This is a genomic window from Terrabacter sp. BE26 (assembly GCF_041941675.1).
GTDB lineage: Bacteria > Actinomycetota > Actinomycetes > Actinomycetales > Dermatophilaceae > Terrabacter.
In genome coordinates, this window is record NZ_CP090122.1 from 1450481 (window position 1) to 1463245 (window position 12765).

The 12765-nt window shown below is 73.3% G+C and carries 13 protein-coding genes; 5 read left to right on the forward strand and 8 right to left on the reverse strand.

Features of this window, described 5'->3' with window-relative positions; all coding sequences use genetic code 11:
- Nucleotides 1-87 precede the first annotated feature (87 nt).
- Entirely contained in the window at nt 88-1524 is a 1437-nt protein-coding gene (locus LQK93_RS06855) for an MFS transporter (RefSeq protein ID WP_374970796.1), read from the reverse strand.
- 60 nt (nt 1525-1584) lie between these two features.
- Complete coding sequence (locus LQK93_RS06860) at nt 1585-2214, reverse strand: PH domain-containing protein (protein ID WP_374970797.1); 630 nt, start codon at nt 2212-2214, stop codon at nt 1585-1587.
- A gap of 259 nt (nt 2215-2473) precedes the next feature.
- Between LQK93_RS06860 and LQK93_RS06865 the strand changes: the two genes are divergently transcribed.
- Nucleotides 2474-4030, forward strand: coding sequence for a phytoene desaturase family protein (locus LQK93_RS06865; protein WP_374970798.1), 1557 nt, complete (start codon nt 2474-2476; stop codon nt 4028-4030).
- 8 nt (nt 4031-4038) lie between these two features.
- Here LQK93_RS06865 and LQK93_RS06870 read toward each other — a convergent pair whose 3' ends face one another.
- Nucleotides 4039-4626, reverse strand: a complete 588-nt coding sequence (locus tag LQK93_RS06870; protein WP_374970799.1) for a DNA-3-methyladenine glycosylase I — start codon at nt 4624-4626, stop codon at nt 4039-4041.
- Nucleotides 4627-4788: 162 nt separating this feature from the next.
- On the opposite strand from LQK93_RS06870, the gene LQK93_RS06875 reads away from it, so the two are divergent.
- Nucleotides 4789-5295, forward strand: coding sequence for a CAP domain-containing protein (locus tag LQK93_RS06875; protein WP_374970800.1), 507 nt, complete (start codon nt 4789-4791; stop codon nt 5293-5295).
- Between the two features lie 21 nt (nt 5296-5316).
- Here LQK93_RS06875 and LQK93_RS06880 read toward each other — a convergent pair whose 3' ends face one another.
- Entirely contained in the window at nt 5317-6030 is a 714-nt protein-coding gene (locus tag LQK93_RS06880; protein WP_374970801.1) for a VOC family protein, read from the reverse strand.
- 164 nt (nt 6031-6194) lie between these two features.
- On the opposite strand from LQK93_RS06880, the gene LQK93_RS06885 reads away from it, so the two are divergent.
- Nucleotides 6195-7052, forward strand: coding sequence for a phosphatase PAP2 family protein (locus tag LQK93_RS06885; RefSeq protein WP_374970802.1), 858 nt, complete (start codon nt 6195-6197; stop codon nt 7050-7052).
- A 16-nt stretch (nt 7053-7068) separates the two neighbouring features.
- Nucleotides 7069-8769 carry an FAD-dependent oxidoreductase gene (locus LQK93_RS06890; RefSeq protein WP_374970803.1) on the forward strand — a complete coding sequence of 567 codons (1701 nt, stop codon included), beginning with the start codon at nt 7069-7071 and terminating at the stop codon, nt 8767-8769.
- Between the two features lie 22 nt (nt 8770-8791).
- Here the strand turns inward: LQK93_RS06890 and LQK93_RS06895 are convergent, their stop codons facing one another.
- The 4 genes from LQK93_RS06895 to LQK93_RS06910 all read right to left on the reverse strand — a co-directional run bounded on the left by LQK93_RS06895 (nt 8792) and on the right by LQK93_RS06910 (nt 11293).
- Nucleotides 8792-9415, reverse strand: coding sequence for an FMN-binding negative transcriptional regulator (locus tag LQK93_RS06895; protein WP_374970804.1), 624 nt, complete (start codon nt 9413-9415; stop codon nt 8792-8794).
- A gap of 84 nt (nt 9416-9499) precedes the next feature.
- Nucleotides 9500-9784 (reverse strand): hypothetical protein, encoded by a 285-nt coding sequence (locus tag LQK93_RS06900; RefSeq protein WP_374970805.1) that lies wholly within the window; start codon nt 9782-9784, stop codon nt 9500-9502.
- Nucleotides 9781-10650, reverse strand: a complete 870-nt coding sequence (locus LQK93_RS06905) for a DUF4097 domain-containing protein (protein WP_374970806.1) — start codon at nt 10648-10650, stop codon at nt 9781-9783. The genes LQK93_RS06900 and LQK93_RS06905 overlap by 4 nt, the downstream gene beginning before the upstream one ends.
- Before the next feature lie 76 nt (nt 10651-10726).
- Nucleotides 10727-11293, reverse strand: coding sequence for a toxin-antitoxin system HicB family antitoxin (locus LQK93_RS06910; protein ID WP_374970807.1), 567 nt, complete (start codon nt 11291-11293; stop codon nt 10727-10729).
- A 121-nt stretch (nt 11294-11414) separates the two neighbouring features.
- On the opposite strand from LQK93_RS06910, the gene LQK93_RS06915 reads away from it, so the two are divergent.
- Nucleotides 11415-12731 carry an MBL fold metallo-hydrolase gene (locus LQK93_RS06915; RefSeq protein ID WP_374970808.1) on the forward strand — a complete coding sequence of 439 codons (1317 nt, stop codon included), beginning with the start codon at nt 11415-11417 and terminating at the stop codon, nt 12729-12731.
- Nucleotides 12732-12765: the final 34 nt, after the last annotated feature.

Here is a 12765-nt window from a genome sequence, read left to right on the forward strand (position 1 = left end):
CCCCGACCTTGCCACAAGCGGGCTGGCCGGGGAGACGTCTCGGCTGACGTCGACGACCCGACCCGCCAGCAGTGGCAGGGGCGCTCATCACGACCGCGCGCCCGGGCTCCCGACCGCGCAGCGGGCTCGCCCGGTCACGAGGAGGGCCACGAGCGCCAATGACACGGCCATGCCGCATACGACCCCGAAGGCTGCCCGGGTGGGCGCGCCGAAACCGGCGAGTACGCCACCGGCAACGGCCAGGAAGACGGCGCTGGCCATGGACGCAGCCATCTGCCCGCCGGCGTTGTTGCGGCCCTGGTCGCCGTCGTCGGAGGCCGCCATCGTGAGGACCGCGAGGGTGCTCGACGTCATGCCGATGCCGACGCCGGCCAGCGCCCAGCCGGTGAGGGCGAGTCCGGTCGGCGCGTCGACCCAGACGAGCAGGCTGGTCGTGGCCAGTCCGACCGTGAGCAGCCCGAAACCCAGGCGCAGCAGGAGCATCGGTCGATGGGCCAGCCGGGACTGCACCGCTGAACCGGCCGACCAGGTGACGCCGGTGATGCTGAGGCTGATGCCGGCGGTGAGGGGTCCGTGGTGGCGCAGCATGGTGAGCACCAGTGGCAGGAACGCGCCGACTCCCGTGAACGCTGCACTCAGCAGGCCGCGGAGCGCGACCACGCCGCCGAGCCCGCACGCGGCGCGCAGCGATCCCTCCGGCAGCAGGCGTCGCGCGGCGAGCGTGAGGGCCACGAGCGACACGGCGAGCACGATGCCGAGCGAGACCGGGCCGGCCAGCTGCGCGCCGGCCCCTTCGGCGTGACCGGCGGGTCGCCCGGCGACCACACTGAGGGACACCAGCGCCGCTGCGGCGACGGCGGCCCACGGAAGGACGACCAGCAGCGGTCGGGGGTCGGCTCCGGTCGGTGCCTTGTCGTGCGCCGCCCCGGCCGCCGACGCGACGGCTGGCCGGAGCGCGAGCCACACCGGCAGGAGCAGGATGGGACCGGCGGCGAAGACCCAGCGCCAGCCCACGGCCTCGGTCACGGCGCCCGTCAGCACCGGGCCGAGCACCGAGGGCAGCACCCAGGCCGCGGCGAAGAGCGCCATGACGCGAGGCCGCAGCCGGGGGTCGAGGACGCGTGCCACGAGCACCGTGACACCCACGTCGAGCAGCCCCTCGGCGAGCCCGCCGAGCAGTCGGCCGGCGACGAGCAGCGGCAGGCCGGCGGCGCCGGCCGTGGCGAGCATGCCGGCCAGGAAGGTCAGCGCTCCGACGCGGAGCACCGGTGCCGGCCCCCGACGGTCGGCCCACCACCCGGCCCCCGCGAGGGAGACGAGGTAGGCCGCGAGCGGGGCGGCCGAGACGACGCCGAAGCCCGCCAGGGCGTCGAGCTCGCCGAGCATCGTCGGCAGGGCCGTGGAGATGGCCCGGTTCTCGAAGGCGCCGAGCGTCACCAGGGCCACGACGCCGAGGGCGAGCGGCGCGGTGGTGCCAGAGAGGAGCCGGGGCGGCAGGGTGTCGGCGGATGCGTCGAGAGTCACGGACGACAGCGTGCAAGCTCAAGCCCGCTCGAGGTCAACCATCTGGCGCTCGGGCCTCTCTCAGAGCGGCTGGTCGCGCCCGTCGCCCAGGCGACGGGGTCGGCGCCGCTCCTCGGCGAGCAGCGGCCGGGCGGGCGTCTCCGGAGGCAGCAGGTCCTCGTCGTCGTCGACGGCGAGCTCGCGACCGTGACCGCGACGGCGCAGGTCGTCCTCGTCGATGAGCCGGTTGACGAGCTGCTGGACGTCGTTGCTGTGCGGGATGCTCGACAGGTCCTCGTCGGCGCTGTCACCGGCCGACTCGATGTGCAGCGACCCCGAGCCGATCAGTCGATCGAGCACCGTCTGCTGGAAGCTCACGTCGGTGATCTTCGACAGGGTGATGTCCTTGCCGACCTTGGTGAGGATGCCGCGACGGACCATGACCCGGTGGCTCGTCACGACGTAGTGGGTCGTGCGCCAGCGCAGGTAGGGCACGACGACGGCCGGGACCGCGATGACGAGCAGGACAGCCACGGCGACCCACTGGATGCGGTTGCCGGTCTCGTCATCCGGCGTCACGACGGCGATCCACACGCAGGCGGCTGCGAGCACCAGCCCGAGGATCGTCGGGACCACGACGGTCAGCCAGTGCGGGTGCAGGTCCCGCTCGACCCGCTCTCCCCTGGCCAGCACGTTCTCCGGGAACCCCACGGTGGTCCTCCTGTCGTCGCCCCTGCACTCGGTGGCACTGGCGTGCCCGGTGGCACTGCCGTACCCCGGTCAGCCTGACAGGAAGCGGCAGGCCGTGCGAGCCCCGAACGGTTCGACGCGCGGGCAGGATGCGCGTCGCCTGCTCGCGGACCACGGTCGCCGACGTCACGAGGCCGTCGCGTCCGCCGACTCGCTGGCGGCGACGCGAGCAGCTGTGCCGTCGAGGGGACCCTGCCCCACGGTCACCTAGGGTGGCCCCGTGCGCTACGACGACATCATCATCGGGGCCGGCCACAACGGCCTGACGGCCGCCGCCTACCTCGCCCGTGCGGGCCGCAAGGTGCTCGTCCTCGAAAGGCTCGACCACGTGGGCGGCGCGGCCGTGTCCGCGCGAGCCTTCGCGGGCGTCGACGCGCGGTTGTCGCGCTACTCCTACCTCGTGTCGCTGCTGCCCCGGCAGGTGCTGACCGACCTCGACCTCGACCTGCGGCTCATCCGCCGCCGCTTCTCCTCCTACACGCCGGTGCCATCGGACCCCGCCCGCGGCCTCCTCGTCGACAACGGGGACGAGCAGGCCACCCGCGCGGCGTTCCGGGCGCTCACCGGCGGCGACGAGGCGTATGCCGGGTGGAGCGACTTCTACGGCCGTATGACCGCCGTGGCCGGCCGGGTCTTCCCGACGGTCCTCGAGCCGCTGCGCTCGCGTGAGGACGTGCGGGCCCTGTCGGGCGACGAGGCGCTCTTCGACGCCCTGACGACGCGGCCCCTCGGCGAGCTCATCGAGTCGGTCACCGACGACGACACGCTTCGCGGCATCATCGCCACCGACGCCCTGATCGGCACCTTCGCCTCGCTCGACGCGACCGACCTGCGTCAGAACATCTGCTTCCTCTACCACCTCGTCGGCGGCGGCACCGGCGACTGGGACGTGCCGGTCGGCGGCATGGGCGCCCTCACCGACTCCCTTGCCGCAGCGGCAATCTCAGCCGGGGCCACGGTCCTCACAGGCGCCGACGTGACGTCGGTCGACCCCTCCACCGGTGAGGTCCACTGGTGCGGCGGCACGGCCGGCAGCGGTAGCGCCGTCGGCGGCACCCTCGTCGCCGGGTGCGCGCCCGCGGTGCTCAACCGGCTCCTGGCCGCCTCGGGCGCCGAACCCGTCGACACCGAGCCCGACGTCGAGGGGGCGCAGCTCAAGGTCAACATGCTCCTGACCCGCCTCCCCCGCCTGCGCGACGCATCCGTCGACCCGGCCGCCGCCTTCGCCGGCACCTTCCACATCAACGAGGGCTACCGCCAGCTCGAGCAGACGTATGCCGCGGCGCGCGACGGGCGCATCCCCGACCTGCCGCCGTGCGAGATCTACTGCCACACCCTCTCGGACCGCTCCATCCTCGGCCCCGACCTCGCGGCCTCCGAGGCGCAGACCCTGACGCTCTTCGGCCTGCACCTGCCGGCGCGGCTCTTCCGCGCGGACAACGAGCGGGCCACGCAGCAGGCGCTCGAGGCGACCCTGCGCTCCCTCGACTCGGTGCTCGGCGAGCCGATCGAGTCGGTGCTCGCGCGCGACGCGGACGGGAAGCCGTGCATCGAGGTCAAGAGCCCCGTCGACCTCGAGCAGTCGGTCGGGCTGCCGGGCGGCAACATCTTCCACCGCTCGCTGCAGTGGCCGTGGGCCGAGCGCGAGTCGGAGGTGGGCGCCTGGGGCGTCGAGACGGCATACGGCAACGTGCTGCTCGCGGGCGCTGGAGCGCGTCGCGGCGGCGGCGTCAGCGCGATCCCCGGCCACAACGCGGCCCGGGCCGTGCTCGGCTGAGCGCCCGGTCAGCCCGGCCAGACGCCTGAGCTGCCGCGGCGGTGGCTGCCGAGCAGGTGGGTGTCGACGATCCCGACGGCCTCCATCAGGGCATACATCGTCGTGGGCCCGACGAAGGCGAAACCCTTCTTGCGCAGGGCTTTCGACAGCGCCTTGCTCTCCTCCGACACCGTCGGCACCTGGGAGTGGTCGTGCGGGCGCGGCGTCTCGGCGGGCTGGAAGGACCAGACGAAGTCGACCAGGCCGCCCTCCTCGCGCAGGGCGATCGTGGCCCGCGCGTTGGTGATGGTCGCCAGGATCTTGCCGCGGTGCCGGATGATGCCGGCGTCGCCGAGGAGGCGCGCGACGTCGGCATCGGTGTAGGTGGCGACGACGTCGGGGTCGAAGCCCGCGAAGGCCTCCCGGAAGGCAGGGCGCTTGCGCAGGATGGTCGCCCACGACAGGCCCGCCTGGAAGCCCTCGAGGCAGATCCGCTCGTAGAGCCCACGCTCGTCGCGGATCGGCATGCCCCACTCGGTGTCGTAGTAGTGCATGAGGAGCGGGTCGACCGACGCCCACGTGGGGCGGGCGAGCCCGTCGGCGCCGACGACGGTCATGCTCCAGACCCTAGGACAGCGGCCGGCGCATCAGCACGCGACAGGCGGCCGGCGATGCCGCACGGACGACGGATTTGTCCGTTTCGGAGACGCGCCGCACAGTGGTACGTACCGTTTTGTCACGCCACACGGCCCCCGACCCGCAGGAACCAGGACGCCATCATGACCCGCACTGACACCCCGAACGTGACCCCAGCCCGTCGTCGCGTCGCCCTCGCGCTGGCCACGACCGCCGCGCTCACCGTCGCGCCGGCGATCGGCGCCGCCCAGCCGGCCGGGGCGGCCACGCCGACCGTCCAGCAGCAGGTGGTCCAGCTCGTCAACGCCCAGCGGGCCAGGGTCGGGTGCCGGGCGCTGGTGGCCGACGCGCGGCTGTCCCGGGCCGCCCAGGCGCACTCGGCCGACATGGCCAAGCGCCGCTACTTCTCGCACACGACCCCGGAGGGGCGCATGTTCGTGCAGCGGATCCGCGCGCAGGGCTACACCGGCTCCTGGCTCGGCGAGAACATCGCTGCGGGTCAGCCCACGGCCAAGGCCGTCATGGACGCGTGGATGAAGAGCCCCGGCCACCGGGCGAACATCCTCAACTGCCGCTACAAGGCCATCGGCGTCGGCTACGCCCTGGGTGGTCCGTACCGCTACTACTGGACCCAGGACTTCGGCGGCTGAGCCGCCATGAGCGGGCCCGCGTCAACGGGTCTGCAGGAGGCAGAACTCGTTGCCGTCCGGGTCGGCCAGGGCCACTGCCGCCGGGTCGCACCCACTGTCGCCGAGCCGGGTGGCGCCGAGCGCGAGCAGCCGCTCCACCTCGGCCTCGACGTCAGTGCCCGGTGACGGCGCCAGATCGAGGTGCATCCGGTTCGGCCCGCTCCTCGGGGTGAAGGGCGTGCCACCCCAGGCGATCTTCGCGCCGCCCAGCGGGGACTGGATCGCGGTCTCCTCGTCCTGGTCCCAGACGAGCGGCCAGCCGAGGGCCTCGCTCCAGAAGCAGCCGACCTGCCGTGAGCCGTCGCCTGCGAGCTCGGCCAGGAACCCGCAGCCCGCCAGGTAGGCGTTGCCCGGCTCGATGACGCAGAACTCGTCGCCCTCGGGGTCGGCCAGGACGATGTGGCCCTCCTCGGGCTTCTGGCCGACGTCGAGGTGATGGCCCCCGAGCTCGAGGGCCCGGGCCACGGTCGCCTCCTGGTCGGTCGACGACGTGCTCGTCAGGTGCAGGTGGACCTGGTTGGGCCGGCGCCGAGGCTCTGAGCTGCGCTGGAAGCGGATCGGGAACTCGACCCGGTCGTTCGGCAGGACCGTGCGTCCGTCCTCGGCGAGCTCGCGCTGGAGCAGCCCGGCCCAGAAGCGCGCGAGGGCGTCGGGGTCGCCGGCCTTGTGGCAGAGCGCGACGAGCTGGGAGGTCATGCACAGGGACGGTAGGCGCCCCAGGCCCTGCTGCTCAACGCGATATCCGGGACGCCTGCTCCGACCGCGATCCGACCGGGGGCGCAACGGGTCTCGTCGGTCACGCCAGCGACCGCACGGCATACGCCCGCGGCAGCGCGGCAGCCCGCGGGTAAGGAGGGGTCATGCTGCCACCCCGCCCTTCGCCGACGCCCGACGACACCATCGGCGCCCGCGACCTCACCGCCTGGCACACGCGGTTCGGCCAGTGGCTCGTCGGCCTCTTCGCCGCGACGGCGCGAGGCACCTCGCCGGCGGCACGACGCGTGGCGTCGTGGTCTGCGGCCCACCTCGCGTTCGTGCTCTTCGCCGTGATCGCGATGGGCGTCATGGTCGGCCTCGTCGAGGGCGTCGAGACCGTCTACGAGGGGGTCGTCGGGCGCGACGGCATCACGGCCGTCGACCAGCCGGTGCTGAATGCTGCCGTCTCCCTGCGCTCCCCCGGGCTCGACTCCGCGGTGACCGCGTTCACCGACGTGGGCGGTCCCGTCGGCATGCCGATCCTGGCGCTCGTCGCGGTGGCGGTCATCACCTGGCGCCGCCGCCGCTGGACCCCCTTCGTCCTGACCCTCATCGCGGCGACGGGGTCCTTGGCGATGACCATCGTCGGCAAGAACTTCGTCGACCGGGCCCGGCCCCCGGCCTCGCTCGCCGTGCCGCCCCTCGAGTCCTCCCCGTCCTTCCCCAGCGGCCACACCCTCAACGCCACGGTGCTGACGACGATCGTCGTCTACCTCGTCCTCATCGAGACGACCGCGGCGTGGCAGCGCGCCCTCGCCGTCACGGTCGGCACCCTCTTCGTCGTCTCGATGGGGCTGTCGCGCGTCTTCCTCGGCCACCACTGGCTGACCGACGTCATCGCGGGCTGGCTCATCGGGCTCGCCTGGGCGCTGGCCGTGATCACGGCCCACCGCCTGTGGCTCACCCTGCGCGAACGGCCGGAGGTCGCGAGCTCGCGGGACCGCATACGCGCTCGGGGCTGACGCCTACGATCGTCGGGTGAGGCCGGCGATCATCCTCGTCTCCGAGACCCGGTGCGAGCAGCTGCTCGACGAGTTCTCCCGCTACGCCCGCGACTACGAGCTGCCGACCGCGAGGTCTGCGCACGAGGCGAAGCTGGCGGCCAGGCAGGTGGTGGCCCAGGGCGGGCAGGTCGCGATGTTCGTCACCGAGTCCCGCCTCCCCGACGCGGAGGTGCTAGAGGCCTTCCACTGGTGGCGCGCGACGGTGCCGACGGCCCGGCGCCTCATCGCCGCGCACGTGTCGGTGTTCCGCGAGGACGCCGACCGGCTGCGCGGCGGCATGGCCAAGGGCAAGTACGACGCCTACCTGCTCGCTCCGCGCGGCCCGCGCGACGAGGAGTTCCACACCGCCGTCTGCGAGCTGCTCTCCGACTGGGGCTCGACCGTGGCAGAGCCGGAGGTCGTGGCCGTCGCGATCGTGTCGCCGGTGCAGGACGCCCTGACCCTCGCCATCCGCGACTACCTGGACCGGATGGGCATGCCGAACCGCGTCTACGCCCCCGACAGCGAGAAGGGCCGTCACGCCCTCGAGCGCTACGTCGCCGACCGAGGGGACGCGGAGGCCGGCGAGGTCGCCTACCCGCTCGTCATGGACCTCGGCCAGCGGGTCGCCCCCGTACGGACCGTGCGCGACGTGGCGACGCGCATCTACGGCCGCCCGGCCGACGTCGTCGTGGACCGGGTCGTCGACGTCGCGATCGTCGGGGCCGGGCCGGCCGGCCTGGCCGCCGCCGTCTACGCCTCCTCCGAGGGCCTGTCGACCGTCGTTCTGGAGTCCGAGGCGATCGGCGGGCAGGCCGGCACGTCCTCGATGATCCGCAACTACCTCGGCTTCCCGCGGGGGATCTCCGGTATGCGGCTGGCCCAGCGGGCGCGCAACCAGGCGATCCGCTTCGGCACGCAGTTCTTCACCGGCTGGCCAGTCACGTCGCTCACGCCGGGAGACGTCGGTGAGGCGGGCGCCGCCGCTCCGCACCTGCTTCGCACGGACGGTGGTGACGTCCTTGGCCGCGCGGTCGTCATCGCCGCCGGCGTCGAGTACCGCCGCCTGGAGGCCTCGGGCACCGAGGCACTCGTCGGGCTCGGCGTGCACTACGGCAGCGCGATGACCGCCGCCCGCGAGATGGAGGGCGCAGACGTCGTCGTTGTCGGGGGCGGCAACTCCGCCGGGCAGGCGGCGATCCACCTGGCTCGCTTCGCCCGGTCGGTGACGATCCTCGTGCGCCGAGAGTCGCTCGCCGAGACCATGTCGAGCTACCTCGTCGCCGAGATCCGGTACAACCCGCGCATCACCGTCGGGAGCTGCTCCGAGGTCGTCGAAGGGGGGCCCGGCGAGGACGGGCGCCTCGGCTGGGTCGCGGTGCGCGACACCAGGAGCGGCACGCAGGAGCGCCGTGCGTGCCGCGGGCTGTTCGTGCTGATCGGCGCGGACCCGCGCTGCGACTGGGTGCCGGACGAGGTTGCTCGCGACGGGCATGGCTTCGTCCTGACGGGCCGCGACGTGCCGCCGGAGAGGTGGCGCGGGGACCTGCCGCCCGAGAGCCTCGAGACGACGGTCCCCGGCATCTTCGCCGTCGGTGACCTCCGGGCCGGGTCGATGAAACGGGTGGCCGCCGCGAGCGGCGAGGGCGCGTCCGTGGTGCCGCTCGTGCACGCCTGGCTGGAGCAGTCCGGTTGAGGCAGCCGGGCTGACCCCGCCCTCAGTCGTGCAGCGTCCGCTCCATGTCGTCGGCCACGGCGTGGGCGGCACCGGCCTCCTCGGCCCGCAGCGCCGCGACGACGCCGAGACGGTCGGCGTCCGAGCGGTTCTGGCTCAGCTTCGCCTTGCCCTCGACCGACCGTACCTGCACCTCCACCCCGACGATGGCGCGCAGCTGGCCCCGCAGGTAGGCCGCTGGAGCGTCGCCGACCGCCCAGGGGTGCTCGCGCCCGGACTCGTGCCGTTCGGTGAGCCGGGTGACGACGTCGAGCACCCAGTCGGGGTCGTCGTGCACGGTGACGGGACCGCGCAGGTGCACCTCGGTGTAGTTCCACGTGGGCACGACGCGCCCGTGCTCGGCCTTGCTGGCGTACCACGAGGGCGAGACGTACGCGTCCGCGCCGGTGACGACGACGAGGCCCGGCGAGCCGGCCCCGATGCGCGGCCAGTGCTCGTTGGCGCGAGCGAGGTGGCCGAGGACCCGGTCGCCGTCGACGAGGAGCGGCAGCAGCGTGGAGTCGGGTATGCCGTCCGGCCCGACCGTGACCAGGTGTCCGGCGGCGCGATGCGCCAGGAAGGCAGCGATGGCGGCGTCGGCCATCGCGTTGGGCCGGGGCACGTACATGACCCGATGGTGCCACGGGGACGCGCGGGAGCCCGTCGATGTCGGGCATCGACGGGCTCCGTGGTTCCTGCCGGACGGTCGGGCTCAGCTGTGCCGGTGAGAGGCGCGGCGGGGCGCCGCGGACCAGGGGCGGGGGCTGCCGGCGTGCGAGGCCGGCACCCGGTGCGGCTGCGGCTGCGCTGCCGGCCCTGCGGGCTGGGCCGAGGGGTCGAGCCGCTCGGCGAGACGTCGCAGGAGCAGCGCGGCCCGGGTGTGTCGACGGGAGCCGCCCCGCGCCTTCGGCGCGTGGTGCCGGGCCGCGACGCGCTCGCCGATCAGGTCTCGGGCGAGGGCCTCCTGAGGGGTGAGGCTGACGGTTCCCGTGCTCATACGAGGCTCACCTGCGCCCGCTTGACGTGGATGTCGCCGCTGCCCGAGTGCACCACCAGCGTGGCCTGCGCCTCGGCGTCGCCCGGACCCGAGGTCTGTTCGAGGTCGATGTCGACGTCGCCGGTGACGGTGTTGAGGTCGAGGTAGGCCGCGACGCCGGCCGCCACGGCGATGGTCACGTCGCCGGTGCCGGTCTTGGTGCGGACCTCGCCGCCGTGCACGCCGCCCAGCTCGACGTCGCCGGTGCCGGTGACCAGCTCGAGGTCGCCGGTCGAGGCGCCGATGCGGAGGTCACCGGAGCCCGTCCTCGCCTTGACGGCCGCGTCGGAGCGTCGCAGCTCGATGTCGCCGCTGCCGGAGGCGAGGTCGAGCCGTCCGCCGGCCGAGCCGACCGAGATGTCTCCCGACCCCGTCTTGGCGGCCACCTCGCCCCGGGCCGAGCGCAGGGTGATGTCGCCGGAGCCGGACTTCAGCTGGGCGCTGGCGACCTCGTGGACGTCGAGGTCGCCGGCGCCGGTCGTGGCGCGGACGTCGCCGAGCAGGCCCGCCGCGGTCACGTCGCCGGACCCCGTCCTGGCGTCGACCGCGCTGCCGGCGGGCAGCTCCACCTCGACGTCGACGGAGCCCTTGCTGCCGAGGCCGAAGAAGCTGTCGCGGATCTTCGGTGCCAAGACCACGACGTCGTTACCGCGGGCCTCGACGGTGAACTTCTCGGCGAGCTCGGCGCCGTTCTTGCCGTGGGGGTGCAGGCGCACCGTGGTGGTGCTCGTCTCACCGGCAGTCAGCGTGACGTCGCCGACGAGCAGCTCGATCTTGAGGTTGACGGGACCCGTCGTGTCGAAACGGGACTCGAGGGTGGTGCTCATGGGAACTCTCCTTCGTCGGAGGTGGTCTGAGGGTCTTGTCGGGCGGTGAGTCAGGTGGGTCAGGTGGTCGGGCAGGTCAGCGGACCCAGCCCTGCACGCGCTTGTTGGAGGAGCGGTTGCGTCCCGGCGCACCGGGACCGAAACCCGGACCAGGCGGAATCGGGGGGAAGCCGGGCATCGGCGGGACACCGGGCCCCGTCTGGGTGGCGGCGCGGACCGCGCCGACGATCCACGTGTTGAGCGACTGACCCCGGGCAGCGGCCAGCTCCTCGGCCCGCCCCTTGAGGGCCTCGGGGAGGCGAAGGGTGATGCGGGAGGTCTCGGCACCCTCCTCGTCCGATGACGTCATCGTGGTGTCGTCGGCGCGGAGGGTCTGGGTGTCGTCGGCCAAGGCGGCCGGGCCGGCCCCGACGACGACGAAGACGGGCTCGCGGCCCTGCAGCCTCACCTCGACGGACGTGCCCTCGAGCTCGTTGGTGATCTCGGCCGCAGCGTGGGACAGCGCGTCCATCAGGGCCAGGCGAGCGGACGAGTCGAGTGCGAAGCCGATGCGTTCAGCGGCCCGCTCGGTCTCCGGCCCCATCGCCCTGGCCGCCTGGGCGAGGTCCCGACGCAGTGCGTCGATGTACTCCGTGATGTCCATGGGCATCATGGTGACACCACAATGACGTCACGTCAACACCATTTCGACACCAAGCTGCCCACAACCCGGAGCGACCGGCAGCAGGTACGTTCCTCTCACCCCTCGAACCGAAAGGTGCCCGATGCGCAGCTTGGGAACCTCTGACCGCGCCAGCGTGCGGACCGTCTCCTCCGTCATAGAGAGGATCTCCTCCCGCACCCGCTCGCGGCAGTTCATCCGCGTCATGAACCGGATGGGCGCCTCGCCCGCCGCGATCCTCCCCTTCGTCAAGGACTCCCCGAACTTCACGCATCGCCGCTTCGAGGGCGAGGAGCCCTCGCTGCGCCCCCGGCTCCGCGCGCAGACCAGCGCCCTGGTCGCGGCGATCCGCGTCGGTGACCGCGGCCGCCCCCTCGGCACGGTTCCCGTCGTGGCGGCGAAGCCCCCGGCGACGCCGGGAGAGCTGGCCGTGACGTGGTACGGGCACGCCACGAGCCTGCTGGAGGTTGACGGGGCCCGCTTCCTCCTCGATCCCGTCTTCAGCGAGCGGGTCTCGCCGATCCGGCACGTCGGGCCACGGCGCATGCACCCCGTCCCGGGGTCGCTCGCGGCGATCCCCAGCATCGACGCCGTGCTCATCAGCCACGACCACTACGACCACCTCGACCAGCCCTCCGTCGTGCGGCTCGAGGAGACCCACCGGCCGCACTACGTCGTACCGCTGGGGGTCAACGCCCACCTGCTCGCCTGGGGAGTCCCCGAGCACCGCATCACGGCCCTCGACTGGCGCGGCGAGACCGAGGTGGCCGGCATCCGCATCACCTGCACCGAGGCCCGCCACAACTCCGGTCGGGGGCTCGTCGACAGCCAGACCCTCTGGGCCGGCTGGGCGTTCCGCGGCCCGCGCCACAGCGCGTACTTCCCCGGGGACTCCGGCACCTCCAAGCGCTTCGCGGCCATCGGGGCCGACCTCGGCCCTTTCGACCTGACGCTCATGCCCGTCGGGGCCTACGACCCCTTCTGGCCCGACATCCACATGGATCCGGAGCAGGCCGTCGCCGCCCACCGCGACGTCAACCGCATCGGAGACGAGATGTATGCGCTCACCGAGGACGAGGCCGGCGTGGCCGACGACTTCATCGAGGGCGACCAGCGCATCGACACCCCGGGCGGCACGTACGAGGAGGGGGAGCGCACGGAGACCACCCACACGGTCGCGACGGCCGCCAAGGACTCCCTCTTGGTGCCCGTGCACTGGGCGACGTTCAACCTCTCGATGCACTGGTGGGCCGAGCCTGTACGCCGGGTGCGCCGTGCCGCGGCGGAGGCCCGGGTCCCCGTGGCCTTCCCTCGCGTCGGCGAGCGCGTGGACCTCACCTCGGGCGACGCCCGTGCGGTCGCGGCGGCGCACGCCGAACCGTGGTGGGAGGAGTGTGCGGCACCCGAGGACCGCGACTGAGCGAAGATGGGAGGGCCGCGGACGCGGCATCCGT

Bases quoted from the DNA above. Each gene is read 5' to 3' on its own strand.
- LQK93_RS06870 (WP_374970799.1), bottom strand. From the start codon at position 4,626: ATGACCGTCGTCGGCGCCGACGGGCTCGCCCGCCCCACGTGGGCGTCG.
- LQK93_RS06875 (WP_374970800.1), top strand. From the start codon at position 4,789: ATGACCCGCACTGACACCCCGAACGTGACCCCAGCCCGTCGTCGCGTC.
- LQK93_RS06880 (WP_374970801.1), bottom strand. From the start codon at position 6,030: ATGACCTCCCAGCTCGTCGCGCTCTGCCACAAGGCCGGCGACCCCGAC.
- LQK93_RS06885 (WP_374970802.1), top strand. From the start codon at position 6,195: ATGCTGCCACCCCGCCCTTCGCCGACGCCCGACGACACCATCGGCGCC.
- LQK93_RS06895 (WP_374970804.1), bottom strand. From the start codon at position 9,415: ATGTACGTGCCCCGGCCCAACGCGATGGCCGACGCCGCCATCGCTGCC.
- LQK93_RS06900 (WP_374970805.1), bottom strand. From the start codon at position 9,784: ATGAGCACGGGAACCGTCAGCCTCACCCCTCAGGAGGCCCTCGCCCGA.
- LQK93_RS06905 (WP_374970806.1), bottom strand. From the start codon at position 10,650: ATGAGCACCACCCTCGAGTCCCGTTTCGACACGACGGGTCCCGTCAAC.
- LQK93_RS06910 (WP_374970807.1), bottom strand. From the start codon at position 11,293: ATGGACATCACGGAGTACATCGACGCACTGCGTCGGGACCTCGCCCAG.
- LQK93_RS06915 (WP_374970808.1), top strand. From the start codon at position 11,415: ATGCGCAGCTTGGGAACCTCTGACCGCGCCAGCGTGCGGACCGTCTCC.